The sequence below is a fragment of the Microbacterium sp. AISO3 genome, from assembly GCF_002204305.1.
Classification (GTDB): Bacteria; Actinomycetota; Actinomycetes; order Actinomycetales; family Microbacteriaceae; genus Microbacterium; species Microbacterium arborescens.
Genome location: NZ_NHRF01000108.1, coordinates 1 through 418, shown reverse-complemented (window position 1 = coordinate 418; position 418 = coordinate 1). Strand labels below are relative to the sequence as shown.

1 protein-coding gene is annotated in these 418 nt (G+C 61.5%); it reads left to right on the top strand.

The window, feature by feature from the left end; genetic code table 11:
* Nucleotides 1-405: PfkB family carbohydrate kinase (locus CBF90_RS16550; protein ID WP_172407889.1), on the top strand; the 405-nt coding region annotated here is incomplete at its 5' end.
* Nucleotides 406-418 lie beyond the last annotated feature (13 nt).

The following is a 418-nucleotide window of genomic DNA, read 5'->3' as shown; positions in this document are numbered from 1 at the left end:
CGCGCTGACGTCGTGACTCCGAACCTCTTCGAGACTCAGACCTTGGCCGGGGTGGACGAGATCACCTCCGTGGAAGCCCTTAAAGATGCTGCCAAGCGGATTGGTGACCAGGGAGTTCCGGTCGTCATCGCCAAGGCCGGCACCCTGCTGGACACTGGCACCGCTCTGGACGTCTACTACGACGGCCATGATTGCGAGGTCCTTGAAGTTCCTGCCGTCAGCCAGGAGCGCGTCTCTGGTGCTGGATGCACCTTGGCTGCCGCGATCACCGCGGAGATTGCCAAGGGGGCCAGCGCCCTCGATGCTGTCCGCACTGCTAAGCAGGTTGTCGTTTCGGCGATCGAAAACCGGATGCACGGCAACGCCCCGTTCGACTGCGTTTACCAGGGAAATTACCGAGCCTGAAACCATCACAAGG